General features: G+C 73.8%; 24 protein-coding genes. 10 read left to right on the top strand and 14 right to left on the bottom strand.

Annotation, left to right across the window (positions count from 1 at the left end; all coding sequences use genetic code 11):
- Positions 1-3 precede the first annotated feature (3 nt).
- The 4 genes from AB0F62_RS07625 to AB0F62_RS07610 all read right to left on the bottom strand — a co-directional run bounded on the left by AB0F62_RS07625 (position 4) and on the right by AB0F62_RS07610 (position 4,291).
- The gene (locus AB0F62_RS07625; RefSeq protein ID WP_361793302.1) at positions 4-426 is read right to left on the bottom strand and encodes a roadblock/LC7 domain-containing protein; all 423 of its coding nucleotides are present in this window, start codon (positions 424-426) and stop codon (positions 4-6) included.
- Positions 423-3,053 (bottom strand): ATP-binding protein, encoded by a 2,631-nt coding sequence (locus AB0F62_RS07620; protein ID WP_361793299.1) that lies wholly within the window; start codon positions 3,051-3,053, stop codon positions 423-425. Before AB0F62_RS07620 ends, AB0F62_RS07625 begins: the two co-directional genes overlap by 4 nt.
- A complete protein-coding gene (locus AB0F62_RS07615; protein WP_361793296.1) occupies positions 3,050-3,820 on the bottom strand; it encodes an MHYT domain-containing protein in 771 nt (256 codons plus the stop codon). The genes AB0F62_RS07620 and AB0F62_RS07615 overlap by 4 nt, the downstream gene beginning before the upstream one ends.
- A 135-nt stretch (positions 3,821-3,955) precedes the next feature.
- Complete coding sequence (locus AB0F62_RS07610; RefSeq protein ID WP_361793293.1) at positions 3,956-4,291, bottom strand: YnfA family protein; 336 nt, start codon at positions 4,289-4,291, stop codon at positions 3,956-3,958.
- A 63-nt stretch (positions 4,292-4,354) separates the two neighbouring features.
- On the opposite strand from AB0F62_RS07610, the gene AB0F62_RS07605 reads away from it, so the two are divergent.
- The gene (locus AB0F62_RS07605; RefSeq protein WP_361793290.1) at positions 4,355-4,978 is read left to right on the top strand and encodes a class I SAM-dependent methyltransferase; all 624 of its coding nucleotides are present in this window, start codon (positions 4,355-4,357) and stop codon (positions 4,976-4,978) included.
- Positions 4,979-5,158: 180 nt separating this feature from the next.
- Positions 5,159-5,509 carry a hypothetical protein gene (locus AB0F62_RS07600; RefSeq protein WP_361793287.1) on the top strand — a complete coding sequence of 117 codons (351 nt, stop codon included), beginning with the start codon at positions 5,159-5,161 and terminating at the stop codon, positions 5,507-5,509.
- A 24-nt stretch (positions 5,510-5,533) separates the two neighbouring features.
- Here AB0F62_RS07600 and AB0F62_RS07595 read toward each other — a convergent pair whose 3' ends face one another.
- Positions 5,534-5,848, bottom strand: a complete 315-nt coding sequence (locus AB0F62_RS07595; RefSeq protein ID WP_361793284.1) for a hypothetical protein — start codon at positions 5,846-5,848, stop codon at positions 5,534-5,536.
- Positions 5,849-6,295: 447 nt separating this feature from the next.
- On the opposite strand from AB0F62_RS07595, the gene AB0F62_RS07590 reads away from it, so the two are divergent.
- Positions 6,296-7,204 carry a hypothetical protein gene (locus AB0F62_RS07590; RefSeq protein ID WP_361793281.1) on the top strand — a complete coding sequence of 303 codons (909 nt, stop codon included), beginning with the start codon at positions 6,296-6,298 and terminating at the stop codon, positions 7,202-7,204.
- A gap of 18 nt (positions 7,205-7,222) precedes the next feature.
- On the opposite strand, the gene AB0F62_RS07585 is transcribed toward AB0F62_RS07590, so the two are convergent.
- On the bottom strand, positions 7,223-8,620 hold the full coding sequence (locus tag AB0F62_RS07585; RefSeq protein WP_361793278.1) for an FAD-dependent oxidoreductase: 1,398 nt from the start codon (positions 8,618-8,620) through the stop codon (positions 7,223-7,225).
- A gap of 66 nt (positions 8,621-8,686) precedes the next feature.
- Between AB0F62_RS07585 and AB0F62_RS07580 the strand changes: the two genes are divergently transcribed.
- Together AB0F62_RS07580 and AB0F62_RS07575 are read left to right on the top strand one after the other, a co-directional pair.
- Complete coding sequence (locus tag AB0F62_RS07580; protein ID WP_361793275.1) at positions 8,687-9,925, top strand: DUF4032 domain-containing protein; 1,239 nt, start codon at positions 8,687-8,689, stop codon at positions 9,923-9,925.
- A gap of 35 nt (positions 9,926-9,960) precedes the next feature.
- Complete coding sequence (locus tag AB0F62_RS07575) at positions 9,961-10,752, top strand: class I SAM-dependent methyltransferase (protein WP_361793272.1); 792 nt, start codon at positions 9,961-9,963, stop codon at positions 10,750-10,752.
- Positions 10,753-10,907: 155 nt separating this feature from the next.
- Here the strand turns inward: AB0F62_RS07575 and AB0F62_RS07570 are convergent, their stop codons facing one another.
- Positions 10,908-14,099 carry a hypothetical protein gene (locus tag AB0F62_RS07570; protein ID WP_361793269.1) on the bottom strand — a complete coding sequence of 1,064 codons (3,192 nt, stop codon included), beginning with the start codon at positions 14,097-14,099 and terminating at the stop codon, positions 10,908-10,910.
- Positions 14,100-14,263: 164 nt separating this feature from the next.
- Entirely contained in the window at positions 14,264-15,022 is a 759-nt protein-coding gene (locus AB0F62_RS07565) for a class I SAM-dependent methyltransferase (RefSeq protein WP_361793266.1), read from the bottom strand.
- An 89-nt stretch (positions 15,023-15,111) separates the two neighbouring features.
- On the opposite strand from AB0F62_RS07565, the gene AB0F62_RS07560 reads away from it, so the two are divergent.
- The 3 genes from AB0F62_RS07560 to AB0F62_RS07550 all read left to right on the top strand — a co-directional run bounded on the left by AB0F62_RS07560 (position 15,112) and on the right by AB0F62_RS07550 (position 19,995).
- On the top strand, positions 15,112-15,576 hold the full coding sequence (locus tag AB0F62_RS07560) for an SAM-dependent methyltransferase (protein WP_361793263.1): 465 nt from the start codon (positions 15,112-15,114) through the stop codon (positions 15,574-15,576).
- Between the two features lie 171 nt (positions 15,577-15,747).
- Positions 15,748-19,017 carry a carbohydrate binding domain-containing protein gene (locus AB0F62_RS07555; protein WP_361793260.1) on the top strand — a complete coding sequence of 1,090 codons (3,270 nt, stop codon included), beginning with the start codon at positions 15,748-15,750 and terminating at the stop codon, positions 19,015-19,017.
- A 96-nt stretch (positions 19,018-19,113) separates the two neighbouring features.
- Positions 19,114-19,995, top strand: coding sequence for a peptidoglycan recognition protein (locus AB0F62_RS07550; protein ID WP_361793257.1), 882 nt, complete (start codon positions 19,114-19,116; stop codon positions 19,993-19,995).
- 18 nt (positions 19,996-20,013) lie between these two features.
- On the opposite strand, the gene AB0F62_RS07545 is transcribed toward AB0F62_RS07550, so the two are convergent.
- Positions 20,014-21,096 carry a PP2C family protein-serine/threonine phosphatase gene (locus tag AB0F62_RS07545; RefSeq protein ID WP_361793254.1) on the bottom strand — a complete coding sequence of 361 codons (1,083 nt, stop codon included), beginning with the start codon at positions 21,094-21,096 and terminating at the stop codon, positions 20,014-20,016.
- Positions 21,097-21,134: 38 nt separating this feature from the next.
- On the bottom strand, positions 21,135-22,154 hold the full coding sequence (locus tag AB0F62_RS07540) for a 2-oxoglutarate and iron-dependent oxygenase domain-containing protein (protein ID WP_361793251.1): 1,020 nt from the start codon (positions 22,152-22,154) through the stop codon (positions 21,135-21,137).
- A gap of 349 nt (positions 22,155-22,503) precedes the next feature.
- Here AB0F62_RS07540 and AB0F62_RS07535 point away from each other — a divergent pair, with 349 nt between their 5' ends.
- Positions 22,504-23,877 (top strand): tannase/feruloyl esterase family alpha/beta hydrolase, encoded by a 1,374-nt coding sequence (locus AB0F62_RS07535; protein WP_361793248.1) that lies wholly within the window; start codon positions 22,504-22,506, stop codon positions 23,875-23,877.
- Positions 23,878-23,879: 2 nt separating this feature from the next.
- Here AB0F62_RS07535 and AB0F62_RS07530 read toward each other — a convergent pair whose 3' ends face one another.
- Entirely contained in the window at positions 23,880-24,422 is a 543-nt protein-coding gene (locus AB0F62_RS07530) for an MOSC domain-containing protein (RefSeq protein ID WP_361793455.1), read from the bottom strand.
- Positions 24,423-24,512: 90 nt separating this feature from the next.
- Here AB0F62_RS07530 and AB0F62_RS07525 point away from each other — a divergent pair, with 90 nt between their 5' ends.
- The gene (locus AB0F62_RS07525; protein ID WP_361793245.1) at positions 24,513-25,013 is read left to right on the top strand and encodes a VOC family protein; all 501 of its coding nucleotides are present in this window, start codon (positions 24,513-24,515) and stop codon (positions 25,011-25,013) included.
- A gap of 24 nt (positions 25,014-25,037) precedes the next feature.
- Here the strand turns inward: AB0F62_RS07525 and AB0F62_RS07520 are convergent, their stop codons facing one another.
- The 3 genes from AB0F62_RS07520 to AB0F62_RS07510 all read right to left on the bottom strand — a co-directional run bounded on the left by AB0F62_RS07520 (position 25,038) and on the right by AB0F62_RS07510 (position 26,026).
- Positions 25,038-25,220: a hypothetical protein gene (locus tag AB0F62_RS07520; protein WP_361793242.1), complete on the bottom strand. Its 183-nt coding sequence runs from the start codon at positions 25,218-25,220 to the stop codon at positions 25,038-25,040.
- A 168-nt stretch (positions 25,221-25,388) separates the two neighbouring features.
- Positions 25,389-25,568: a hypothetical protein gene (locus AB0F62_RS07515; RefSeq protein WP_361793239.1), complete on the bottom strand. Its 180-nt coding sequence runs from the start codon at positions 25,566-25,568 to the stop codon at positions 25,389-25,391.
- A 77-nt stretch (positions 25,569-25,645) separates the two neighbouring features.
- Entirely contained in the window at positions 25,646-26,026 is a 381-nt protein-coding gene (locus tag AB0F62_RS07510; protein ID WP_361793236.1) for a hypothetical protein, read from the bottom strand.
- Positions 26,027-26,794 lie beyond the last annotated feature (768 nt).

Raw genomic sequence — 26,794 nt, 5'->3', positions numbered from 1 at the left:
CGGTCAGCCGGCGGCGGGACCGGCGGTGCCCAGGCGCGGCGGGGTGTGCAGGTGCTCGCCCACGCGCTTGACCAGCCTGGCCATCTCGTAGGCGATCATGCCGACATCGGCGCCCGCGGCGGTGAACACCGCGAGGCACGAGCCCTCGCCCGCGGCTGCCACAAAAAGGAAGCCGTGGTCGAGTTCGACCATGGTCTGCCGGACCTCACCGGCCTCGAAGTGGCGTCCGGCGCCCTTGGCGAGGCTGTGGAAGCCCGAGGCGACGGCCGCCAGGTGCTCGGCGTCCTCACGGCTCAGCCCGCGCGAGGAGCCCACGGCCAGGCCGTCCCCGGACAGCACCACGGCATGGCGCACGTGCGCCACCCGGTCGGTGAGGTCGTCCAGCAGCCAGTCCAGTTCACCGGACCGGTTCGTTGCGTCGATCATCCGTGCTCTCCTTCGCGGGATGCCCGGCCGGGGCCGCGGCCCTCGTCCTGGCCGCCGTCCTCCGGCGTCGTGTGCGGACCGTCGTGGTGGCCCGGCCGGCCGGGTCCGGGGCCGGCGCCGGGCGGCGGTGCCGCCCTCAGGGGACGCGGGAGGGCGGGTTCGCCGTCGGCGATGTCACGGGCTCCGGCGCCGCCGCCACGGACCCAGCCGCGGCGGAAGGCGGCCATCGTCGCGCGGGCCTGCTCCGCCGAGCGCTCGGGTATGGCGCGGCCGTTTTCCCCGTGCTCCGTGGCGTGCTTCCGTGCGGGGGGCTCCAGCAACTGCGGGGCGAGGCTCGCGCGTCTCACGCGGCGCGGAAGCCGGCTGCCGCCGTCGGCGGGCGAGGGTGCGGGTGCCTGCGCGGTGGCGGATGCCTGCGTGGCGGCGGGTGCTTGCGCGGTGGCGAGGCCGGGAGCGGGGCCCGCCGCGGGTGCGGGGACCGCCACGGGCTCCGGCACGGGAACCGGCCGGGGTGCGGAGGAGCGCGGCGGCCCGTCGCCGTCGCCACGCGGGGAGGCCGATCCCGTGGGGAGGACCTCCGCGGACCCCTGGCGGGGTCCGTGCGGGCCGGACGCCGCGCCCTCCGTCCCGGCTCCCCGCGAGGAGCGGGCTTCGGGTGCCCTCATGTCGAGCAAGGCGGTGGGCAGCAGGACGACGGCCGTGGTCCCGCCGTACGGGGAGGGCCGCAGGGAGACCCTGACGTCGTGCCGCCGGGCGAGCCGGCTGACGACGAACAGGCCGAGCCGGTCGCTGTCGAACAGATCGAGCGCCTGGGTGCGCGCGATGCGCCGGTTGGCTTCGGCGATCGCCTCCTTACCCATGCCGAGCCCGCGGTCCTCGATCTCCAGGGCGTAGCCGTTGCCCACCTGCTCGCCGTAGACGCGCACCTTGGTGTGTGGGGGCGAGAACTGGGTCGCGTTCTCGACGAGTTCGGCGATGAGGTGGGTGAGGTCGGCGACAGCGGAGCCCACGACGGCCGCGAGGGGGAGCCGCCGCACCTCGACGCGGGCGTAGTCCTCGACCTCGGCGACGGCGGCGCGCACCACATTGGTGAGGGGTACGGGCTTGCTCCAGGCGCGGCCGGGAGCCGCCCCGGAGAGGATGATCAGACCTTCGGCGTGCCGCCGCATGCGGGTCGTGAGGTGGTCGAGCTTGAACAGGTCCTCGAGCTCGCCCGGGTCCTCGGTACGGCGTTCCATGCTGTCGAGCAGCGCGAGCTGACGGTGCACCAGCACCTGGCTGCGCCGGGCGAGGTTGACGAAGACGCCCGAGACACCGCTGACCAGTTCGGCGCGTTCCGCGGCGGCCCGCAGCGCGGCGCGCTGCACGGTGGCCAGGGCCTCGGCCACCTGTCCGATCTCGTCGCCGCCGTGCCTGCCGGGCGGTGCCTCCTTGTCGAGGTCGATCTCCTCGCCGGCGCGGAGCCGGCGCATGGCACGCGGCAGTTTGCGGCGGGCCAGTTCGAGCGCGGTGTTGCGCAGGCCGACCAGTTCGACGACGAGGCCGCGGCCGATCCTGACGGAGATGAGGAGGGAGGCGACGACGGCGAGGAGGCCCAGCAGAACGGCGATGCCCGAGGTGCTCAGCAGGCCGCGCTCGATGGGCCGGTCGGAGGGGGTGGCCGCCGTGGCGACCTTTCCCAGGTCCGACAGCACCTGCCCGGCGGCCCGGTCCCAGGAGGCGGGATCCACGCCGCCCATCGCCGCCTTGCCCGGTCCGGCGTCGAGGACCGCGTCCTCCATGGCCTCGAGGTCCGTGTACCGGGTGGAGCGGGCGAGCCGCTCCCAGGAGGCCCGGCTGCCGCCGCCGAGGTCGGCCGCGGAGCCCGCGAGCAGGACGCGGCGGGCGGTGACGGCACCGCTGAGGTCACGGTAACGGGCCGTCGGCAGATCCCGGTTGAGGGCTGCCGCGGAGAGCAGGGCGTCCTCGCGGGAGAGTTGTTCGGCGGCACGGCCGATGTCCAGGGCGGCGCGCTCGCCGCGGGACGTCGCAAGGGCGCCGCCGATCGCGAAGCCGTCGGTCACGGCGTCGGTGTAGGCGCGGTAGGTCTGCTGCCAGTCCGCACCGTCCTGGGTGATACCGGGGCGGAGTCTGCGCAGCCGCTCCACGTCGCCGACGAAGGCGCGGACGCGCTCGGCCGCGGCACCGGGCAGGCCGGTACCGTCGGCGACGGTGTGGTCGCCGCCCAGGCGCAGCCGGGCCATGGCGCGGTCCGTGGCCGTGGCGCTCCTGTCCAGTTCGGCGGCGGCCGCGGCGTTCGGCCGGGCCAGGTAGCGGGCGGCGGCGCGGCGTTCGGCCTGCAGGGTGCCCACGGTGGCGGCGACGGGTTCACGGATCGTTTCTGCTACCCGCTGGGCCCGCAGCCGGCCGGAGATGTCCTGGGCCGTGGTGACGGCGGCGAAGGCCCACAGCGCCATCAGCGAGACCACGGGCACCATGAGGACGGACACGATCTTCGCGCGCACGGTCCTGGGCCTCAGGCTGAGCCGTCCCTCCGCGCCGCCGCCCGCGCCGGACGCGGAGCCGTAGGGCACTTCCTCGTCCGCGGGGAGTCCGGCGTGCGCCCTGCGGCCGCGTGGCGGCGTCATGCGGCCCCCTCACCGACGCGCTGGGCCGTCGCGGAGGCGATGCGTTCCCTCGCCGTGGGGGAGAGCGCGACGAAGGCGGAGGTGAGGAAGAGGTAGGAGCCGAGGCCGACGATGAGGGGGAAGAGGAAGGCGGTCGCACCGGCGCCGGGCAGCGCGTCCGCCGAGGGCCGGACTCGGACGTGCACGGCGAGCATCCCGGTGTAGTGCATGCTGCTGACCGCCGCGCCCATCACCAGGGAGGCGCCGGCGACGACCACGGGCCGGTGGAGGGTGAGCGCGGCCCACAGGGCGGCGGTGGCTGCGGCGACGGCGATGACGACGGAGAGCGCCACGCGCCAGGGATCGTAGGAGACCTCGCCGTGCAGGCGTACGGCCGCCATGCCCAGGTAGTGCATGCTCGCCACGCCGAGGCCGGTGGTGAGTCCGCCGATCGCCAGGGCCCGCAGGCGGCCCCCGCCGTAGCCGACGGCGAAGACGCCGAGGCCGACGACGAGCATGGCGACGGCGAGGCTGAGGACGGTCAGGGGGACGTTGTAGCGGATCTCGGTGCCCGAGACGCCGAAGCCGAGCATGGCGACGAAATGCATCGTCCAGATGCCGGTGCCAAGGGCGCTCGCGGCGGTGATCAGCCAGTTGCGCCGGGAGCGGCCGGTCGCGGCCAGGGCCCGTACGGTGCAGCGCAGCCCGAGCGCGGCCCCGACGCACGCCATGGCGTACGAGAGCAGCGGGGTCAGCCAGCCGAAGGCAGCGTGGTCGATGTGTCCCATGGCCCCGGGACGCTAGTGCCGGGGGTGGTCACAGGCCCGGGCCATGACGGAACCCTGCGCTATTTGACAACGTGGTTTCCAGATGCGGTGCACAACGATCGCCTGCGGCACGAACCTGCACACAGGAAGCGTGTTTCAGCCGCTGCGTGGCGCATACATGATGATTCCCACGCCCACCAGGCACACCAGGGCGCCCACGACGTCGTAGCGGTCCGGACGGTAGCCGTCCGCCACCACACCCCACAGGAGCGAGCCCGCGATGAACACCCCGCCGTAGGCGGCCAGGATGCGGCCGAACTCGGCGTCCGGCTGCAGAGTGGCCACGCATCCGTACAGCCCCAGGGCGATGACCCCGGCGCCGACCCACGCCCATCCGCGGTGCTCGCGCAGACCCTGCCAGACCAGCCAGGCGCCGCCGATCTCCAGCAGCGCGGCAAGCAGGAACAAGGCGACGGAACGGAACGGGATCATGCGACCATGATGCCCCGCGTCCCGCGCGCCCCGGCGCGCGCCCCGAACCGGAGGTGGACCACCGTGCACACCGATCCCGCGCAGATCCGCGCGTTCTTCGCCGCCCGCGCCGCCGACTGGGAGACCCGCTACCCCGACGACGCCCCCGCCTACCGGGCCGGTGTGGCCGAACTGGATCTGCGGGAAGGCCAGGCGGTCCTCGACGCGGGATGCGGCACGGGACGGGCGATGCCGTTCCTGCGGGAGGGCGTGGGAGCGTCCGGGGTGGTCCTCGGCGCCGATCTGACGCCCGAGATGCTGGCCGCGGCGGCACGGGCCGGACGCGGGGCGTACGGGGGCCTGCTCCTGGCGGACTGCGCGCGCCTGCCGCTGCGGGACGACGCCCTGGACGCCGTTTTCGCCGCGGGGCTGATCGGGCACCTGCCGGACCCCCGGGCATGCCTGCGGGAGCTGGCCCGGGTCACCCGCAACGGCGGGCGGCTCGCGCTCTTCCACCCCATCGGCCGGGCGGCGCTGGCCGCCCGGCAGGGCCGCGAGCTGACGTCGGACGATCTGCGGGCGGAGCCCAACCTGGGCCCGCTGCTGGAGTCCTCGGGATGGACCCTGACCTCCTACACCGACACCGACGAGGGGTTCCTCGCGATGGCGTCGGCGAAGGCGGAGGCGGGTGCGGATACGGATGCGTAGGCGTTGCCGAACATGATGGTGTGACCGGCACCGGGGACCGCTTCGACGGACCGCGCCACCGGCTTCCGCCGCGACGTCGGTCGTCCACCGCGGGCGGCCCTGAACCGCCCGAGGCCCGTGCCGGTGACGCACGGCGGTAGCCTGCGGGGCGTCCGACCGAGCAGAACTGCGAGCCGCGCTGTGACCCGAGAGCTGTACAACGTCCGGCTGGTGCCCCGTGAGGGCGACCCGACTCCGCTGACGGACGAGGAGGAGCAGCGCGCGCGGACCACGCTCTTCAACGAGCTCGGCCGCACGATCTCCGAGCGCGGCTGGGTGCGCTTCCCCGCCTACTCTCCCGCTGAACGGCGCCGGCTGGTCGAGGTCGCCCGGCGTCTGAGCGCCCACTGGGGGTGCGAGGTGCACGTCGAGGCGGAGGACCAGTGCGCCCTCAGGCTCTTCCTCCCCGGGTACGGCGCGCAGGCACCCGCGGTCGCGCCTGCCGGGAACGGGCGGAGCGGGGACGGTCCCACCGGGGACGCGCTGATGTGACGGCGTCGGACGGCGGCCGTCACCTCACCCCTCGGGGAGCCCGAGCAGCGCCCTGGCGACCGTCCGCGGCGGTACGCCGCGCTCCTGGGCGAGCACCACGACGGCACGCCGGGCGAGTTCACCGATCCCGAACATCAGCGCCTCCGGCGTGACGCGCGCCGCCGCGGACTCGATCCCCGCCTCGTCCCCTTCGACGGACGCGGCGACGTGGGCGGCGGCCGCCTCGAACAGATTGCGCTCCCGGGAGGCCCGGCGTGATGCCTCCGCCACGGGCAGCCGGGGCTCCGGCGGCTTCCCGGGCGTGCGTCCCGCGGTGATCCTCCTAAGCCACGCGGCCATACGCTTCACCCCTCTCCCCCAAGGGCGTTCCCGCCCGCGGGCAGCCGGAACCCCGGGAGGCCGGGGCCGCCGCGCTTCGCGGTGAGCACCAGGGGCGCACCTCACGCGCGGGGTTCCCAGCCGGCGGCGAGGGCGCGCATGGCGCGGCCGCCGGGTTCCACGGCATCGGCCGCCCGGACGAGGAGCGCACGACGGCACGTGCCGTCGGTCGGGCCGGCGGGCCCGATGAGGACGCTCCGCAGGAATTCACGCCCTTCGAAGCGGAGGCGGAGGCGCCGTTTCCTCACCGGCGGCAGCCCTGGTGAGCACGGGAGTTGGCCACGGAGCCCGGGTGGAACGCGGCCGCCGGGACATCGAAAGGTTTTCCACAGGGCGAGCCCCACTCTCGACGCGGGTGTTACCCGGTGGTTAGGGTGCGCCCACCACTGAGCACTCACTGGAGAGGGGATGCCCGTGTCCGCGACGGACGACGACGCGCTGTTCGTGCTCACGGCGGCGATGCTGACGCCCGCGCAGTTCCCGGGCGTCCTGGCCGACGACTATCCGGCGGCGTGCGCCGAACTCGGGCTGGAACCGGTGGAGGACGGCTACGGTCTCGTCTTCGGCCAGGACGGCACGGGCGCCCGGTGGACGGTGGCGATCAGCGACGCGGCGCTGGTGGCGTGCGCCCTCGCGGCATGGGACTGCGGGCTGGAGTACGACCTCTCCCCCGATGAGCGGTCCGTGGTCGCCGCCCTGCCCGGCTGGCCGCTGCCGGTCGCGGTGGCCGCTCCGGGCGTGCCCGCTCCGCACGACCCTCCGGAGGCGGACGCCGGCCGGCCGCTCTCCCCGCCGGACACCGAGACCTGGGGGCCGGCCCAGCGGCGCCTGGGCGCCGACGAGATAGCGTTGCGGTGGCGGGTCTGGCGGGAACAGCTCGACACCCCCGAGGACCTCCAGGACCTCCAGGACTCCGAGAACCCCGACGACCTCCAGGACTCCGAAAAGACCGACAACCAGGACAACCAGGACGCGCCCACCGAACCCGAGCCTTCGGGCGAGGCCGAGGAAGAGCCCGGCGGCGACCCGGAAGCGGCCTCCGGCGGTGTGCACCCCGGTGTGAGGCGCGCGCTGGAGGCCGCCCAGGAGTATCTGCGCACTCCCCCGCCGCCTGGGCGCATACGCTCGACCGCCGCGGGCGAGGGGGTGCGCACCCTTCGGGTGGACGGCGAGGACTGGAGCCTGGTGGCGCGCACGGACGACATCGCTTTCGTACTGCTCGACGAGGAGCCGGGCGAAGTGCTGCCGGTCGGCCGCGGGCCGGAACTCCCCGGCCTGCTGGAGGCACTGGACAAGCTGGCCGTACGGCCCGCCTGAGGGACCGCCGCGGCCGGCTCAGGAGTCCGTACCGCCCGAGCCGCCCGTACCGTCCGCGCGCACCTTCCCGGCGACCTTGCGTGCCGCGATCAGGACCGGGTCCCACACCGGGGAGAACGGCGGGGCGTAGCCGAGGTCGAGCCCGGTCATCTGCTCGGCGGTCATGCCCGCGGTCAGCGCCACCGCGCCGATGTCCACGCGCTTGGCCGCGCCCTCGCGGCCGACGATCTGCAGACCGAGCAGCCGTCCGGTCTGCCGTTCGGCGATGGCCTTGACGGTCATCGGGTCGGCGCCGGGGTAGTAGCGGGCCCTGCTGGTCGACTCGATGACCTCCGTGACGTACTGCAGCCCCGCGGCCCGGGCCTGGGACTCCTTGAGTCCGGTGCGGGCGATCTCGAGGTCGCAGACCTTGCTCACGGCCGTGCCCACCACCCCGGGGAACGTGGCGTACCCGCCGCCGATGTTGGTGCCGATGACGCGGCCGTGCTTGTTGGCGTGGGTGCCCAGCGGGATGTGCTGCATCGCGCCGGAGACCAGGTTGAGGACCTCCACGCAGTCGCCGCCCGCCCAGATCGCCTCCTCCCCGCGCACCCGCATCGCGCGGTCGGTCAGCAGCCCTCCGTGGGCGCCGAGCGGCAGCCCCGCCTCGCGGGCCAGGCCGGTGTTGGGCTCGACGCCGAGACCGAGGACGACGACGTCGGCGGGGTACTCGCCGTGTTCGGTGGCCACGGCACGGGCCCGGCCGTCGGCCCCGGTGAGCACCTCGCGGACCGCGGAACCGGTGACGACGGTGATGCCGAGTCCCTCCATGGCCTTCCGGACGAGCCGTCCCATGTCCGGGTCGAGGGTGGCCATGGGCTGCTCGGAACGCTCGACGAGGGTGACGCGGAGCCCGTGCCGCAGCATGGCCTCGGCCATCTCCACCCCGATGTAGCCGCCGCCGACCACGACGGCGTCCCGCAGCGGCCTGCTGTCGAGCGCGTCGATGATGTCCTCGCCGTCGTCGAGGATCTGCACGCCGTACACGCCCTCGGCGTCGATCCCGGGGATCGGCGGGCGCCTGGGCACGGCGCCGGTGGTGACGACGAGCCGGTCGAACCCCGTCCAGTCCTCCGCCCCGAAGGCGTCCCGGGTGCGCACCCGGCCGCGGTCCCGGTCGATCTCGACGACCTCGGTGCCGAGCCGCACGTCGATGTCGTGGGCGCGGTGCTTCTCCGGCGTGCGGGCGATCAGCTTGTCGGGGCCGGTCGCGTCCCCGGCGATCCAGTACGGGATGCCGCACGCGGAGTAGGAGGTGCGGCGCCCCCGTTCGAAGGCGATGATCTCCAGCTCCTCGGGCCCCCTCAGCCTGCGCGCCTGCGACGCCGCCGACATGCCCGCCGCGTCCCCGCCGATGACCACCAGCCGTTCCCTCATGCCCCGCAGCGTATGCGCCCGCCCCGGTGTCATGCGCGATCACCCCGTTGCCGCAGACTGGACGCCATGGACCTGCAGATCACCGCGACCTCCCCGGACCACCCGGCGACCCTCCTCGACCTGCCGTGGAACGTGCCGCTGGAGGAGTGGCCCGAGGAGTATCTGGTGGCCCTGCCGCGCGGCATCTCCCGGCACGTCGTCCGCTTCGCCCTCGCCGGCGACGAGGTCGTGGCGGTCAAGGAGGTGGGCGAGTGGGCGGCCGCCCGCGAGTACGAGCTGCTGCGCGACCTGGACCGCATGGGCATACCCGCGGTCGACGCCCTCGCCGTGGTCACCGGCCGCACCGACGACCGGGGCGAACCACTGGAGCCGGTGCTGATCACCCGCCACCTGGGCGGCTCCCAGCCCTACCGCTCGATGTTCGAGACGACGATGCGACCCGGCACGGTCAACCGGCTCCTCGACGCGCTGGCCGTGCTGCTCGTGCGGCTGCACCTGGCCGGCTTCGCCTGGGGCGACTGCTCACTGTCGAACACCCTCTTCCGGCGTGACGCGGGCGCGTACGCCGCCTACCTGGTCGACGCGGAGACCGGGCAGATCCAGCCCAAGCTCTCGCGCGGCCAGCGCGAGTACGACATCGAGGTGGCCCGGGTGAACATCGCGGGCGAGCTGATGGACCTGGAGGCGGGCGGCTCGCTGCACCCGTCCGTGGACCCGGTCACCTTCGGGCAGGCGATCGCCGACCGCTACGAGGAGCTGTGGCACGAGCTGACCCGCGAGTCGGTCTACCCGGTGACCAAGCGGCACTACATCGACCGGCGCATCCGGCGGCTGAACGACCTCGGCTTCGACGTCGCCGAGATGCAGATCCACAAGTCGCCCGACGGCGACAACGTCACCTTCCTGCCGAAGGTCGTCGACGCGGGTCACCACCAGCGCCAGCTGCTCCGGCTCACCGGCCTGGACGCCGAGGAGAACCAGGCCCGCAGCCTCCTGAACGACCTCGAGACGTGGATGGCCGGCCAGGAGGACTACGCTCCGGGCGATCCGCTGGGCGCCCGCCCGGAGGTGCTGGCCCACCGCTGGGTCCGGGACGTCTTCCGTCCCACCGTCCGCGCCGTGCCGAAAGAGCTGCGCGGCTCCCTGGACACCGCGCAGATCTACCACGAGCTGCTGGAGCACCGCTGGTTCCTGTCCGAGCGGGCACAGCGCGACGTGGGCCTGGACGCGGCGGTCGAGGACTACATCCAGAACGTGCTGCTCCAGTCGCCGCAGGCGCCCGCGATCCCGCTCCCGCCGGACTAGGGCCCAGCTCCGGTCCCGGGATCCAGACTCGGCGGGTGGCCGACGAACGCACGTCCCTGCGGGCCGTCTTCGACGAGGACGCCGAGCTGTACGACCGCGTCCGGCCGGGCTATCCCGGCGCACTCTTCGACGACCTGGCCGCGCTGGGGGACCTCGGGGCCGGCGCCCGCGTGCTGGAGATCGGCTGCGGCACCGGGCAGGCCACGGTCCCGCTCGCCGAACGGGGTCTGCGCGTGACGGCCGTCGAGCTGGGTCCCTCGATGGCGGAGGTCGCCCGGCGCCGGCTGTCCGCGTTCCCCTCCGTCGAGGTGGTGACCGCGGCCTTCGAAGACTGGCCGCTCCCGGGCGAGCCCTACGACGCCGTCGTCTCGGCCACGGCCTTCCACTGGATCGACCCCGCGGTGCGCGTCGCCAAGTGCGCCGACGCCCTGCGCCCGGGCGGAGTCCTGGCCGTCGTCAGCACCCACCACGTCTACGGCGGCAGCAGGGCCTTCTTCGCGGACGTCCAGGAGTGCTACGAGCGCTTCGACCCCGCGACGCCGCCCGGGCTGCGGCTGCGACCGGCGGCGGCGATCCCGACCGGCAGCGAGGAGACCGACCGCTCCGGGCGCTTCGGGCCCGCGCGCTTCCACCGCTACGAACGCGAACTGCCCTACACCACGGCCGAGTACCTCGATCTGCTGCTCAGCTACTCCAATCACCGGACCCTGTCCGCCGAGCGCCGGGAGGGCCTGCTGGCCTGCATCGGCGCACTGATCGACGGCCGTTACGGGGGCCGCATCACCAAGCGGTACATGACACAGCTGCACACCGCACGGCGGCTGTGACGGAACACGCGAACCGATGGCGACGGCGACGCGGACGACGCGGACACCGACGAGCGGTGGCGCGGGGGGACCGCGCCGGCCGTCCGCCGCACCTGACCCGGGACCCGCCCTGCCCGGTGCCCGGCCCCACCGCTCACCCGCCCACCGCTCACCGCTCACCCGCCCGCCGGGTCCCCCCGCCGCACCCCGACGACCAGCGCCTCTTCCGCCACGTCCGGGTCGGCGTGACCGCGCAGGGCGTCCAGCTCGGCCGGCCACGGATCCGCCCAGCCGGTGGCGGAGCCGCCGTGGCGGACGAGGCGCACCGCGAGCAGCCCGGCGAGGGTACCGGTGCGCCCGCCCAGGGCGCGGGCCACGTCCAGCAGGGCGGTCAGGGGCTCCCGTTCGCCGTCCGGGAGGTAGAAGGAACCGCCGGGGCCGAGGGCGTTCGGATGACGCCCGGCGAGCCGCAGGCAGCGGTCCCAGCGGGTCAGGCCGCCGTCTCCCTCTCGTACCGCCGTGATGGCCGCCTCGTAGGCCGCGCGGGTGGCGGCCCGTGGCAGCCCCGCCTGTTCGAGGGCTTCCGCGAAGGCGTCGTGGACCACCGACGGACCGCCGCGGCGGTCCGTGGCGAGGCCGTGGAGCAGACGCAGCTCCGCCTGGTCCACCAGGGCGCGCAGCGCGCTCCGCAGTTCGGCGACCGCGGACTCGGACCGGGCGAGCCCTACGAGGGCGGCTCCGGCCGCGGAGCGCTCCCCCTGCGGGCGGGTCGCGTCGGCGAGCGCGGCCGCCAGCGCGGCGGCGACCACCTCGTCGGCGCCCCGTGCGCCACCGGTGTCGCGCAGGGCCGCGCAGGCCGCGGTCACGACCTCCTCCACGCCGCCCTCACGCACCACGTCGGCCAGGAAGTGCCGGTACGCCACCCGGGCGGCCGGCAGGGGATCCCGGCGCCGGCCCATGACCACCTCCCGCACGGCCTCGTACCCCAGGTGGCCGCGCAACCGGGCGGTGACACCGGGGTGTTCGAGACGGCGGGTGAACGGGGCGGCCAGCACGGCGAGGACGTCACGGTGCTGACCCGGCACGTCCCAGGCGGCGAGCAGCAGACCGAAGGCCGCTTCTCCGGGGCGTTCACCCAAGGCGCGCGCCGCCTCCTTCCGCGATCCGACCGGCGCCCTCGGATCGCGGACGATCCCGCCGAGCCATTCGAGGGCCTCCGCGTCCGGAACACCGTCGAGCAGCCGGCGCAGCGCCGACATCGCGGCACGGCCGCGGACCCCGCCCAGGGCGGCGTGCTCCAGCAGCGGCCCGAGCGCGGAACGGTCCGCCACCCGCCCGAGTGAGGACAGGGCGGCGGCCACGACGGGCTGCGGCGCCTCCCCCGCGACCAGCCGCCGCAGGGCGGGGGCGTCGCGCAACAGGGCCGCGGCGTCCGCCCGTTGCCGCATCGGCACGTCGGGGTCGCCGGCGACGGCCGCAATGCGGCGGGCGAACGCGGCGCGCTGCGCGGGCAGCCACCGGCCGGCGGCGGTCTCCGGAAGCCGGGGCACCCAGGCACCGCTGCCCGCGGCCGCGAGCAGGGCCTCCAGCAGATCCGTGCGGCGGCGGACCACCGTCCACAGGAGGCGTGGGACCTCGGCGAACGGCCGTCCGGATGCGAGGAGCCGGGCCGCGCGTTCCTCACGCTCCGCGGGGTCGGCCAGCCAGACGCCGGCGGCACGCGCCGCCATGACGGGGTTCTCGTCCTCGAGCGCGGTGCGGGCGAGGAAGGCGTCGCATCCAGGGAGCGCGGACGTGTGCCGTTCCAGCAGGACGGCGAGCCCCAGCAGGCTCCCCCCGGCGTCGTCCGGCGTCGCCGCGCTCCAGATGGCCCGGGCGGTGGGACGGTCGACGGCGAGCGGCGCCTTCTCCCCCTGGCGGCGCGGATCGACGACGACCTGGGCGAGCAGCAGTGCGACGGCCGCGGCGCGTGCGTGGTCGCCGCGGGCTGCGGCGCCCAAGGTGACGCGCCGCAGCAGGCGTTCCGCGGACTCCAGGGTGTAGGTGGTGGAGTCCCGGGACTGGACGGTGGTGAGGGCGGCGTCCCGCAGCGCCTCGTAGGGAATGGCGGCGAGCAGCCGCGCGGGCGCGGTGGCCGCCTGTGCCAGCGCCGCCTGGCGCACGGTGAACTGATCGTGCCAGGCGCGCTCGCAGGAGGCGAAGACCCGCCCGTACTCGACGGGATCGCCGTGGTACGCGGCGGCGGCGAGCAGCGCGGGCCAGGCGCCCTGCCGCACGTGCGTCGCGAAGCTGTCGGCCGCCGCACGGTACAGGCCCTCGGCCTCGGGCAGCGGCAGCAGCGTGCCGAACCGCAGCCGCGAGGGGTCCCTCCGGCCGGTGCCCGCCGTCACCAGGGGCCGCAGGAGCGCGGCGCGCTCCCCGGGCTCCAGCGCGGCGAGGGCGCGGACGGGCACCTCCCGGCTCTCCGGGCCCGGCATCCGATCCCGTACGAGAGCGGCCCGCAGACCGGACGGCACAAGGGCGAGGAGGGGGTCGACGGCGCCGAGGTCGTCCTGCCACCCGCTCTCGCCTTCCGGGGCACGGCACACGGAGGCGAGGGCGGCGAGTTCCTCCGGCGCCAGGTCGCGCAGGGCGCGACGGACACCGCGGGACAGCGGCGTGGCCTGGAGCGGCAGTGTCTCCAGGGCTGCGCGGCGGACGGCGGCGAGCAGGTCCCGGGGGCGGCGCAACGCGGCGGCGGTGGCCTCCTCCGTCATGAGGCGGGTCGCCTTCTCGGCGAGCAGTACCGCGGCTCCGGGGTCCCGGCGCGCGACGGTCTCGGCGAGCTGCTGGTTGCGGCGGATGACGAGGTACCAGGAGTAGTGGTCCCAGGGCTGCCGGGCGGCCTCGACCAGGTGGGCCGCGACCGCCCGGGGCGCGGTGCGGGCGAGCGACGCGAGGACGCCGTGCGGGGTGTCGAGCCGGGGCAGCCACTGCGCCACCGTGTCCGGTGCGCAGGCCGGCAGCAGCCGTGCCGCCTCGGCGTCACCATGGCGCTCGCGCACCTGCGGGATCAGTCGTGCGGCGAGGTCGTGGCGCCGGGAGAGCCGCAGCACGCGGAAGGTGTCGTGCCGTACGCCCCGTGTCCCGCTCAGTGCGAGCCGCGCCAGGGCCTCCTCGGGGACGGGGAGCCGGATCGCGGCCGCGAGGGCGCGGCGGCGCAGCAGGGGGTCGTCGAGAGCGGCGGTCACCCAGGCGAGGTCGCGGCGGACGACGGCGAGGAAGAGCGCGAGTTGCCGGTCGTCGGGGTCGCCGGAGGCGAGGGCCGCCTGCGCGGCGCGGTAGCCGGCGTCGTCGATGGAGCGGGTGTGCTCGGCGATGGCCCGCATGCGGGCAGGGAAGGGCAGGTGGTCGAAACCGGTGGTGTACAGGGTGCGGACGTCTCCTCGGGAGGTCTCCTGGTCCGGCCGTGGCGGTGGCGCACGGTCACGGGGCCGCCGTGCCGGACGGCGCAGGGTGATGGTTCCCGTACGGGGCGGCGTCCGCAAGCGAATTACGCCTCCGCCCGGCCGGGTCCGCGGGTCGCCGAGATCGTCAGCCGTACGTAGTCCACGACGGGCTCCGGCAGGCGCTCGGCGACCGCCCGGACGAAGGCCTCGTGCTCTTCGGCGGGAAAGCGCTCCAGCTGTCCGCCGAGGACGACGACGGCCAGGTACGAGAGCAGTTGCCCGCCCGGCTGGAGGCGGGCCGGGTCCGGGACGAGGCGGACCTCGACGTCGGTGAACCCGGCATGGCGCAGGCGCCGTTCGGTCTCCTCGGCGCCGGCGAAGTTCCAGACGGCGGGCTGCGGGCCGAGTACCTCCTCGACGGCCGCGGCGACGCCCGCGATGTTGCCGAGACCGCCGCATTCGGCGACGAGGCGGCCGCCGGGGCGCAGGACGCGCGCGATCCCGCGGAAGAGCGCGGCGTGATCGGGGATCCAGTGGAAGGTGGCGACGCTGGTGACGGCGTCGACCGTGCCCGTCACGGGGAGCGGCTCGGTGATGTCGGCGTGCAGGACCTGGACCCGGTCCAGGCGCCCGGCGAGGCGTTCGCGGAGCCGCTCCAGCATGCGCAGCGACCCGTCGACGGCGACCACACGGCCGTGCGGGAGGAGGTCGAGCAGCGCCTCCATGTCCCGCCCGGTGCCGCAGCCCAGGTCGAGCACGCGCTCGTCACCGCGCGGGGCGAGGCGGTCCAGGGTGCGGCGGCCCCAGCGCGTGTGGGGCAGTGGCAGGGTGTCGTAGGCGGCGGCGTCCCATTCCCTCGTCATGTCCCGCACGCTAGCCGCCTTGTCCAATTGGTGATACCCGTGTCTCATATGGCGACCACGCGACACGTCCGCAGCAGGGAGGAACAGAGATGCCGGCGATAGAGGTGCGGCCCGTCGGATGGGTGACCGGTGGCCGGGTGCCGGTGGAGGACGACGACTGGGGAGGGGTCGAGGCGGTGATCCGCCTGGACGCGGAGCGTTTCGGCCCGGAGGCGCTGTACGGCCTGGACACCTTCTCCCACCTGGAGGTGGTCTTCCACTTCGACCGGGTGCCCGAGGACCGGATCGAGACCGGCGCGCGCCGTCCGCGCGGCAACGAGCAGTGGCCGATGATCGGCATCTTCGCCCAGCGGGGCAAGAACCGGCCCAATCGTCTGGGGGTGTCCCGTTGCAAGATCTTGCGAGTCGAGGGGCTGGACGTCCACGTCGCCGGGCTCGACGCGGTCGACGGCACGCCCGTGCTCGACATCAAGCCGTGGATGGCCGAGTTCGGACCGCGTGACGCCACCTTCCAGCCCGCATGGGCGACCGAGTTGATGCGCGACTACTACTGAGCGGCCACCTGCCCGACCTCTTTACCGCCCTGTCATGTCCCAGTAATCTCATGAAGATTCTTGCAGCAACTTGCAGGAACCTCACGGCTGTTCCTTTCGTGGCGCGCGGGAGGGTCTGCCTCACCCGCACCGGCCGCCACCCTCCGGCGGCCCCGCCCGAGGAGCCCCCGTATGAACCGACCCGCGCGCCCTGGAAGCCATCGCGCGCTGCACACCGTGCTGTTGCTCGTCGGTGGCCTGCTGCTCGGCCTGCTGCCGACGGGCCTGTCCTTCGCCGCCACCTCGGCGACGGTCTACTACCGTCCCGCCGCCGCCTGGACCACCGTCAACCTGCACTACGCACCCACCGGCGGCGCCTGGACCACCGTGCCGGGCGTCGCCATGGAGGCGGCCTGCCCCGGCTGGTACACCAGGACCGTCGACCTCGGCGGCGCCACCGGCCTCGCCGCCACCTTCAACAACGGCGCCGGCACATGGGACAACAACAGCGGCCGGAACTACTCCCTGGCCTCCGGCACCAGCGCCGTCTCCTCCGCTGCCGTGACCACGGCGAACCCCTGCGCTGACGCCGCACCGAACAGCGCCACCGTGTACTACTCCACCGCCAACCGGAACTGGTCCGCGTACTACGTCCACTGGACTCCCTCCGGCGGCTCCTGGACCACCCCGCCCGGCACACGGATGGCCGCGGCCTGCGCCGGCTGGGTGAAGCTGACCGTGGACCTGGGCACCGCGACCGCCTGGCAGGCCGCCTTCAACAACGGCAACGGCACCTGGGACAACAACGGCGGAGCCGACTACCGGCTCGGCACCGGCCCGATCACGGTGAAGGACGGCGTGGTGGCCCACAGCGACCCGTGCACCGGCACCGAGGAGCCGGCCGGGCACAGCGCCACGGTGTACTACGCCACGGACACGGTCGGCTGGACGACGTACAACCTGCACTGGGCGCCTGCCGGCGGCGCCTGGACGGCCGTCCCCGGCGTCGCCATGGAGGCCGCCTGCACCGGCTGGGTGCGCAGGACCGTTGACCTCGGCGCGGCGACCACCTGGCAGGCCGCCTTCAACAACGGCAACGGCACCTGGGACAACAACAACGGCGGCAACTACCGGCTCACCGAAGGGGTCAGCACGGTCAGGAACAGGGTCGTCACCCAGGACGCCGACGACCCCTGCGCCGAGGCCGAGCCCGACACCACCGCGCCCACCGCCCCCACCGGGGTGACCGCCCGGGCGACCGGCACGTCGGTCGTGCTGAGCTGGACCGCCGCCACGGACGACACCGCCGTCACCGGCTACGAGGTCACCCGCACCGGCGGCACCAAGGGCACCTCGGTCTCGTACCCGACCTCCACCGTGACGACCCAGACCGGGCTCGAGGAGCGCACCGCCTACACCTACACCGTCAAGGCGCTCGACGCGGCGGGCAACGCCTCGGCCGCCTCCGCCCCCGCCACGGTCACCACGGGCGAGGCACCGGTGACCACGCCGGGCGCGCCGCTGGGCGGCGATCCGCGCAAGGACCCGGTCTACTTCGTCCTCACCGCCCGCTTCCGCGACGGCGACAGCTCGAACAACCGCGGCGGCAGCCAGCACGTGAAGTCCGGCAACGCCGCCAACAACGACCCGATGTTCCGGGGCGACTTCAAGGGGCTCGTCGACAGGCTCGACTACGTCAAGGCCCTCGGCTTCTCCGCGATCTGGATCACGCCGGTCGTCCTCAACCGCTCGGACTACGACTACCACGGCTACCACGGCTACGACTTCTACCGGGTCGACCCCCGCCTGGAGTCGGCGGGCGCCTCCTACCAGGACCTGATCAACGCCGCCCACGCCAAGGGCATCAAGATCTACCAGGACGTCGTCTACAACCACAGCTCGCGCTGGGGTGCCAAGGGCCTGTTCACCCCCACCGTGTACGGCGTGCGCGACTCCCAGTGGAGCTGGTACTACGACCAGAGGCAGGACGGCTTCGAATACGACGGCCTCACCGTCGAGCCGGTCTCCGGCAAGTCGTACTACAACGGGGACCTGTGGTCGACGACCGAGCCCGCCGGCAACACCTGCGTCAACTGGGGCGTCCCCACGGGCGGGAAGAGCGCGGAGGGCTACACGCTCTACAACTGCCAGTGGCCGAGCCCGACCTCCGGCATGTTCCCCTCGGCGTACTACCACCGCTGCTGGATCGGCAACTGGGAGGGCGAGGACTCCCGCTCCTGCTGGCTCCACGAGGACCTGGCGGACTTCAACACCGAGAACCCCCAGGTGCAGAACTACCTGATCGGGGCCTACAACAAGTACATCGACATGGGCGTGGACGGCTTCCGCGTCGACACCGCCGTGCACATCCCGCGCGTCACCTGGAACCGCCGTTTCCTCCCCGCCATATACGACGAGGTGACGGCGAGGTTCGGCGCGGACAAGGCGAAGGACTTCTTCGTCTTCGGCGAGGCCGCTGCCTTCGTGAACGACAAGTGGAACCGCGGTTCGGTCAACCACTCGGCGCAGTTCTACACCTGGAAGGAGCGCAGGACCTACAGCGACGACGACGCCACCGCGGCGCTGGAGCAGTACACCTACGAGGAGCAGCTCGGCACGGGGAACCAGCCGACGTCCGCCAACGCCTTCCTGGACGGCAACAGCTACCACACCCCGGACCACAGCCGCTTCTCCGGGATGAACGTCATCGACATGCGGATGCACATGAACTTCGGCTACGCGTCCAACGCCTTCAACAACGGCAAGGACTCCGACGACAGCACCAATGACGCCACCTACAACGTCGTCTACGTCGACAGCCACGACTACGGCCCCAACAAGTCGTCCTTCCGCTACGCCGAGGGCACCGACGCCTGGGCCGAGAACATGTCGCTGATGTGGACCTTCCGCGGCATCCCGACGCTTTACTACGGATCGGAGATCGAGTTCCAGAAGGGCAAGCAGATCGACTGCGGCCCCACCTGCCCGCTGGCGACCACCGGCCGCGCCTATTACGGGGCGCATCTGGAGGGCAGCGTCACCGCCTCCGGTTTCGGCAGCGTGGGCTCCGCGTCCGGACAGGTGGCCACGACGCTGGCGCAGCCGCTGGTCAAGCACGTGCAGCGGCTCAACCAGATCCGGCGGGCGGTCCCGGCGCTGCAGATGGGCCAGTACTCCACCGCCGGGGTCACCGGTGACATGGCCTTCAAGCGCCGCTACACCGACGCCGCCACCGGCGTGGACAGTTTCGTGCTGGTCACGGTGAGCGGCGCCGCCGCCTTCACCGGGATCCCCAACGGCACCTACCGGGACGCGGTGACCGGGGCGGTGAGGACGGTGACCGACGGCAGCCTGTCGGTCGACGCGCCGGGCAAGGGGAATCTGCGCGTGTACGTGCTCGACCTCGGCGGGGGCAACGCCGCGCCGGGCAAGATCGGCTCGGACGGGCCGTATCTGAAGTAGTGGCCCACGGACGCGGGGAGGGCATCCGGGTGAGGCCGTCGGGCCGCCCGGCGTGTCCTCTCCGCGCGATCCAGTCATATGAGCTGATGTTCATTCATGGGTTCACACCGTGCGGCCAAGCACGCGCGCCGCGCGGTCAGGCGCCCGCGACGCGCGGTGGGCGTCTGGGCGACCGCCTCCGCGACGGCCGGCGTCGCAGCCGTGGCCGTCCTCGGTGTGCACAACGCGATCATCCACATCGACCCGCCCTCCGTCCACGCCGTCCCCGCGCCGAGCCCCCAGCTCATGCCCTTCCCGGACCTCGCCGCCCGGGCCAGGCTGCACCGCGTCCCGCTCTACCCGGCCCACGAACCCGCCATCGTCTCCCGCAAGAGCTGGGGGGCCGACGAGTCCCTGCGCACCGAACCGCCGCACTACGGGCACACGGTCAAGGCCGTGTTCCTGCACCACACCGACAGCGTCAACGACTACCGGTGCAAGGACGTGCCGCGCATCATCCGCGACATCTACTCCGGCCACATCCAGGGCCGGCACTGGGACGACGTCGCCTACAACTTCTTCGTCGACAAGTGCGGCACGATCTACGAGGGCCGCGCCGGCGGCTCCGACCGCCCCGTCACCGGGGCGCACTCGATCGGCTTCAACAAGGACACCATGGGCATCGCCGCGATCGGCACCTACGACGCCAAGGGCAGCGTGCCGCCGGTGATGATCGAGGCGATCGCCAAAGTCGCCGCATGGAAGCTGGGGCTGTCCGACATCGATCCCCGGGGCGAGGTCACCCTGGTGTCCACCAGCAGCAAGAGCCGCTTCAAGAAGGGCAAGCGGGCGGTCTTCCACGTCATCGCCGGCCACCGTGACGCTTTCATGACCGACTGCCCGGGCAAGCAGCTGTACGCCGAGCTCCCGGAGATCCGCACCGAGGCCGCCCGGCTGCAGGGCCGGCCCCCGCTGCGCGCCGCGAAGGGCAAGGGCTGACCGGTCGCCCGGGCCGCGTCAGCGGGGTGCGAGCGCCAGCAGGGCGACGTCGTCGCCGATCGCCCCCGCGTAACGGCGCACGTCCTCCCAGACGGCGTCCACGACCGCGTCCGGGGACGTGTCGGCGCCCTCGGCCAGCAGGGCGGCCAGCCGTGGGACGAGCGGATAGAAGGCGCCCGATGCGTCGCGGGCCTCGGTGACGCCGTCGGTGTACGCGAGGATCACGTCCCCCGGAAGGAGGGTGACCACCGACGGGACGGCGGGCGCCTGACCGGGTGGGCCCGCGCCGAGCGGGGGGCCGGGATCGCACTCCAGCTCCAGCACCTCGCGGCCGCGCAGCAGCAGCGCGGGCGGATGCCCCTGGCAGACCACCCGCACCCGCGACCCGCCGTCGGGGAACTCCAGCAGCAGCGCCGTGGCGAACAGCTCGCAGTCCCCTGCCGCGGCGGCGTCCAGGGAGAGCCGCCGTTCGAGCCGATCCGCCACCCCGCACAGCTCCCGCTGGTCGAGCACGGCCTCGCGGAAGGCGCCGAGCAGCCCCGCGACCGTGCCGACCGCGGCGAGGCCGTGCCCCTGGACGTCGCCGACCAGGGCCCGTACGCCGAAGGGGCCGGACCGTACGTCGTAGAGGTCACCGCCGACCAGGGTGCCGCGCTGGGCGGCCCGGTAGAGGGCGGCGCAGCGCACCTTGCCGACCTCGCCGGGCACCGGGGCGAGGACGGCGAGCTGGGCCGCCTCGGCCACCGAGCGGGCCAGGACCAGACGGCCGCGGAAGCGCTGCTGGAGCGCCGCGAGGAGCACGCTCAGGGCACCGATGAGGACCACGGCGCCGAGTTCGGCGCCGACGAGGGTGCCCGAGCCGACCACCGGGAGCTCCATGACGACCACGACGGCGACGGCGACGAGCGCGGTGCCGACCACGCCGTAGGTGAGTGCGGCCAGCGGGGCCACCGCCGCGTAGTAGGCGCCGAGTTCCACGTCGCCGGGGGTGACGCCCTGGGCCAGGATCAGCGCCGCGAGCAGGACGACGGGGAGCAGGCGCAGCCACCGCGGCGGTGCGCCGATCCGCAGCGTGCCGTCCTCGGCCGGAGCCGTGCCCATGGAGGCACCGTAACCGCGGGCGGCACGGGCCGCGCGTCTCAGCCGGTGGGTGCGGCCCCGGCCGCGACGAGCTCCGGGTGGTGCCTGCGGGCGACCTCGGGATGGGCGCGCAGCCAGCCCTTGAGCTCGTTGCGGCCGTACTCCGCGAAGAGCGGATTGGCCGGGTCCTGGGTGGCGCCGGGCGCGCGGTGGACGTGCTCGAAGGGGAGCGGGGCCACGCGCGCGTCGAGGCGGGGGTTGTAGAAGAAGGGCACGGAGTAGCGCTCACGGGCGCCGGCCGGGCTGATCACGCGGTGGTTGGTGGCCTTGAGGTAACCGTCGGTGGCGACCTCGAGCAGCTCGCCCAGGTTGACGACGAAGGCGCCGGGCAGCGGCGGCACGTCGTGGAAGCGGCCGTCGGAGCGCTCCACCTGCAGGCCGCCGACCTCGTCCTGGAGCAGGAGGGTGAGGAAACCGTAGTCCTTGTGGGCGCCGACACCCTGGTCCCCGCCGCCGGGGGCGGTTCCGGGGTAGCGCACGAGCTTGAGGTGCAGGTGCGGCTCGTCGGCGAAGGCGGCGTCGTAGAAGTCCTCGGGCGCGCCGATGGAGGCGAGCAGCTCGTGGAGCAGCCGGTGGGCGACGCCGCTGAGCCGGTCGATCCAGCCCAGGGAGAGTTCACGGAGCTCGGGCAGCGCGGCCGGCCACTGGTTGGGGCCCTCCAGCCACCAGTACGCGGGCTCGTCCGCGGTGGGAACGTGCTGCGGGCGCTCGGCGCCGATGTCGAGCTGGTCGCGCCAGTCCTGGCTGCCGCCGGTGCGCTCGTCGCCGATGCGGGTGTAGCCGCGGAAGTGCGGGGAGTTCAGATTGCCGACGGCGAACCGGTCCGCCTCGGGCAGGGAGAAGAACGCGCGAATCGCCCGCATCAGGGCAGCGGTCTCCTCGGGGGTCACGCCGTGGCCGGTGAGCTGGAAGAAGCCGACCTCGTGGGCGGCCGCGTGCAGTTCGCGGTGGAGACGGGCACGGGCCTCGGGACCGCGGTCCGCGGCGGAGAGGTCGATCACGGGAAGCTGGAGCGTCATGGTGGGTTGTCCGCAGGGTGAGGACCCGGCACGCCGGCGGTGACCGGGCGCTGCGCGACGGAACCCTGGTGGAGCGGCGTCGCGGGGCCGAGTGGGAGGAAAAGGTGGGGTGGGGTCAGCCGCTGCGGCGACAGGACATGCTCGTGACGCGGACGAAGTCCACATGACGGCGGCGCACGAGCAAGAGCATGGGCCAAGGGTACTGCGCAGCGTCATTCACGTCGGTGACGCATGTCACGCGGCCCCATGAACCGGGCGGTACGGGCGTGGGGCGACGCCATGGCCGCGCCGGGTGCGGGCGGCCACGATGTGGCGGCAGCCATCCCCGACGTGCAAATGGAGGCTCCCCATGCGCCCCTGGAGAGGCGTCCCCCTGCTCGCCGCCGCCCTGCTCGCGCTCGGCACCGCCGCGGTCCCGGCCGGGGCGGAGGCGGCCGCGGGCACGGCAGGTCACTGCGCCCGGCTGGACCGGGTCACCGTGCCCGGCGCCGAGCACCAGCAGAAGGCCTGCCTGCCCGACATGACGACCACGGCGCTGGCCGGCAGCGCGTACACCGACACCGCCGACCAGGCGGGCCTGGCGGCGGCCGGCACCACCCGGCCGTCCGGCGTGCCGGGCGTACAGGTCGACGGCTACTTCCCGGACACCTCGGGCTTCAACACCACGCACGGCTGGCGGCACGACGCCCAGTTCGTGCTGCGGCTGCCGGACCGCTGGAACGGCGGCCTGATCGTCACGGGCGCGCCGGGCACCCGCAAGCAGTACTCGCTCGACGTCCTGATCTCCGACTGGGCGATCGCCCGCGGCTACGCCTTCGCCTCCACCGACAAGGGCAACAGCGGGCCGGACTTCTACACCGACGGCCGCCGTCCGGGCGACGCGCTGGCCGAGTGGAACCGGCGTACGACCCAGCTCACGGTGGCCGCGAAGGCGGCGGTGGCCTCGCGGTACGGCCGCGCGCCGCACCGTACGTACATGACCGGCATCTCCAACGGGGGCTACCTCACCCGCTGGCAACTGGAACACCACCCGGCCCTCTACGACGGCGGCGTGGACTGGGAGGGCACGCTGTGGACGGCGGACGGCCCCAATCTGCTGACCTCACTGCCCGTCACGGTGGCCCGCGCCCAGGGCCGGGCCACGGACGCCGATCTGCTCGCGGCCGGTTTCGCGCCGGGCTCGGAGTTCCTGTGGGCCTACCACCAGCAGGCGTACTGGGGACTCACCCAGAAGGTGTACCGCGCCGCGTTCGACCCCGCCTATGACCCGGCCTGCCCGGGTGCGAGCGCGGGCGCGACCGTGCCCGAGATCCTGGCCCCCTGCGCGTCGGACGCGGACTACGACTACGCGGCGCGACCGGCCGCCGTGCACCGGGCCGTCGGCCGGGTGTCGCTGACCGGGCGCATCGGCAAGCCGATGATCACCCTGCACGGCACCCTGGACACGCTGCTGCCGAAGGCGACCGACTCGGACGTCTACGCCCGCATGATCGACTCCGCCGGCCGGGGCGCGCTGCACCGCTACTACGCCATCGAGGGCGGCAACCACGTCGACGGCCTGTACGACACGTATCCGGACCGGCTGCGCCCGATCCTGCCCTGCTACCGGGCCGCGTTCGACGCGCTGACGTCCTGGGTGGAGCGGGGCCGCACTCCGCCCGCGGACCACACGGTGCCGCGGCCGGCGAGCGGGGACGTGGTCGATTCCTGCGCGCTGTCCTGAGGTCAGACCCGCTCGAGCGGACGGTGCGGCTCCGGGGGGAGCTCGACGGCGATCGGGTCGCCGGGCCGCACCTCACCGCCGGTCAGGACAACGCCCATGATCCCGCCCTTGCGGACGATCGCACCGTGTTCGTCGCGGCCGACGACCTGCTTGAGCAGGCCCTCCCGGAAGCCGTCGATCTGCAGGCAGGGGTTGCGCAGCCCGGTCACCTCGACGACCGCCTCGGCGCCGAGCCGCAGCAGCGTCCCCACCGGCAGACCCAGCAGGTCGAGGCCGCGTGTGGTGACGTTCTCGCCGAGCTCGCCCGGGGCGACCTCGAAGCCGGCCGTGCGCAGCTCGTCGTGGAGCTCGCCGTGGATGAGGTGGACCTGGCGCAGGTTGGGCTGGGTCGGGTCCTGGGCCACACGCGAACGGTGCTGCACCGTCACCCCGAGGTGGGCGTCGCCCTCCACACCCAGCCCGGTGAGCAGCCGGATGCTGTCGCGCGGGGGCTTGCTGAAGTTGTGGCCCTTGTCGCGGCTGACGGCGGTGACGGTCGCGGTCATGGTCGCCCTGCTCCCCTCGTCGGACATCGGACGATCATTCTAACGAGAGGATTTATTGAACATTCAATGATCAGCGGATACTCTGACGCCATGCCAGTCCGCCGTCTGAACCACGCCGTGCTCTACATCCGTGACGTCGCGCAGTCCGTCGAGTTCTACACAGCCGTCTTCGGCTTCAAGGTCGACGTGGAGATCCCCGGCCGCGCCGCCTTCCTCAGCGCCGAGGACACCCTCAACGACCACGACCTGGGACTCTTCGCCATCGGCCCGGACGCGCCGGGACCCGAGCAGGGCCGCGTCGGGCTCTACCACCTCGCCTGGGAGGTCGGCACGCTCGGCGAACTGGCCGACACCGCCCGAACGCTCACCGAGCGGGGCGCGCTCGTCGGCGCCAGCGACCACGTCGTGTCGAAGTCGCTGTACGCCAAGGACCCGGACGGCAACGAGTTCGAGGTCATGTGGCGCGTCCCCCGCGAGGACTGGCCCGCGACCCAGGAACTCGCCGGCCCGCTCCCCCTCGACCTGCAGGCCGCGCTCGACCGCTGGGGCCCGGACCTCCGGACGGGCGCCGCCGCGGGCTCCGTCACCTGACGGCGGTCCCCGCCCCGCGGGCCGTCACCTGCCGATCTGGCGCCGGTTGACCTTGCGGAGCCTGCGGCGCTGGGAAGGGTCGAGGGTGAGGTAGGCGGCCACGGGCACGCCCACGATGATCAGCAGGGCCAGCCATGCCGGGAGGACCCACAGCAGGATCAGGCCGACAGCCACGCCGCCAACGGCGACCTTCGCGCGATTGGACATCTTCCCGCCTCCGTCCGCGGCGCATGCCGCGCTCACTCCGGTAAACGCGGCATCGGGCGCGGCGGTTCCCCCCGTGTGGTGCTCCCTGGGTCGACGCCTCACCGGGCACCGGCCCGGCGGCATGGTGGCCGCCGGTCCGGTGCCCGGTGAGGTCACGCCGCCGGGGTGTCACTCATGGCGGCGTTCGGTGAACCCCCTCGGTTCCTCCGGCGGCGCGTCGGGCGCCGCCGTGCGGTCGGGGGCGGTGTCGCGCCGCGTATCGGGGCGTGCGGCCGCCCGCCGCTCGCGGTCGCGGGCTGCCTCGGCGCGCACGAGCGCGCCCAGGGCTGCGTAGATGTCCAGGGGCATGGTGTTCCTCCTGCGGGTGTCGTCCTGTCGGCCGGCATGGCTGCGGGCCGCCGCGCGGCGGCGACGGCCGGGCGCCGTCAGCAGCGCAGGACGATGTGCAGGTGGTCGGGTCTGCCCGCGGGAAAGGTGTGCCGGACGGGACCGCGGACCGCGGCCCCGACGGGATCCGGGGGACAGGTGTCGTGGACGACGTCGGCGGCATGCCCCTGGAGCGCGGTCGCGCGCTGCTGGGGACCCGCCTGGGGGACGGTGCGCCGCCCCACGCTCGCGGGGTGATGGTGCGCCGGTGCGCCGGGGTCGTCCGTGACGACGGAGACGGCCGCCGCCGGCTCGAGCGGTTGCAGGGCGGCGGCCCCCGTCGCCCACAACGCGTGGAGCAGACACAGCAGTGCCGCGAACAACCCGACCGCGGCCCCCGCCGGGACCCGGCGGGAACGTCCCGCTGCGGCATGCGGCATGCGCTGCTCCTCCGGATGCGTACCCCTCACTCTTATCCGGGCGGGTGCGGGGAGCCTGCGGCGCACTACGCTGATCGACGCATGCGTTCACTCTGGGGGTGCAATGTGGGGGGCCGCGGGGGGTGCGGCCCGGTTGTCGTGTGCGGCGCGTTTGTGGTTGCGGTTGGGTTTTTCCCCGCCCGCCCTCCCTCCCCCAGCCTTCGGCCGGGGGTGCCCCCAACTCCCCCGCCCCCTCCCTCTCGTAGCGCGCCTGATCCCCGGAGGGGGTGAAACGGAAAGAGCCCCTCCGCCGACCAGCACGCGCCGCCACATCGGGGGCAGTGCAGCGCCCAGGGGAAGGTCGGCACGATCATGCTCGACATCGTCGTCAAACCGGTCAAGGACTGGTGGTTCTTCCTCCCCTACGCCGGTATCGGCGCCACCGTGATCCTGCTGATGACGGCGCTGAGCATGCCGCCGCTGTGGCGGATAATGCGGGCCGCGCAGGGGCTTGCTCCGGCGGAATCAGCATGTAGCCGGGCACGGGTTCAAATCTTCCCGGTCTCAGGTCTGGGGCATCTCCCGAGATGGATCCCGTGGAGACGCGTACCGGCCATGGCGACGTGGGAAGGCACCCTTGGCGCCTTGAAAACCAGGGCCCCGGTGCGGGCGGCGGGCCGGGGTCCGGTGTTCCGGCGCGTTGTCGTGGCGGAGGCATGTTCCCCCTTTGACCCCCCTCCGGGGATCAGGCGCGCTACGAGAGGGAGGGGGCGGGGTCGTAGGGGTGGG

This window comes from Streptomyces sp. NPDC026673, from assembly GCF_040638135.1.
GTDB lineage: Bacteria > Actinomycetota > Actinomycetes > Streptomycetales > Streptomycetaceae > Actinacidiphila.
Note: the sequence above shows the minus strand (reverse complement) of the source record. Positions and strands in the feature narration are given on the sequence as shown.